Below are 511 nucleotides of genomic sequence, written 5' to 3' on the forward strand. Positions count from 1 at the left end.
CCGCCGCACCGAGTTCCTTTGATCGTTTCGGCTCCTCCCGAAGTGTATCGATCGCCGCGGCGAACTCGTCGATTTCCGCGACGACTACTTCTTTATCACCACAAACCTCTAGCCCCCTGACGCCGAATGGAGTGGAGACCACTGGGAGACTCCGAGCGAAGTAGTCGATGAGTTTGATATTCGTACCCCCGCCGGAGCGCATCGGATTTAAGGCGATGTCCGCGGCGTCGAAATGCGCCTCGAAATCCTCCTCGACGTAACCAGTCGTAGTTAGGTTCCCCGGGAGTCGATCCGCGCTGAGTGAATTCCCGACACTTCCGAGTACGAGAAAGTGAACGGGTGGTGTTCGATCCCGCATTTCCAGTGCGATGTCGCAGACGCTCTTCGCTGCCTCGACGTTCGGCTTGTAGTTACTGCCCATGAAGAGACATACTGTGGCATCCGCCGGAATCTCGTATCGCTCTCGAATCTGTTTGGCACGGTCGCTGTCCGGGCGATGTTCGCGTAGATC

At 57.3% G+C, this 511-nt stretch carries 1 protein-coding gene; it reads right to left on the bottom strand.

Annotation, left to right across the window (positions count from 1 at the left end; all coding sequences use genetic code 11):
• A partial coding sequence (locus EXE45_RS17690; RefSeq protein WP_241989531.1) for a glycosyltransferase family 4 protein occupies positions 1 to 421 on the bottom strand: 421 nt, incomplete at its 3' end.
• Between the last annotated feature and the right edge of the window lie 90 nt (positions 422 to 511).

Origin of the sequence: Halorubrum sp. SP9 (genome assembly GCF_005435015.1) — an archaeon.
In the GTDB taxonomy this organism is placed as follows: Archaea; Halobacteriota; Halobacteria; order Halobacteriales; family Haloferacaceae; genus Halorubrum; species Halorubrum sodomense.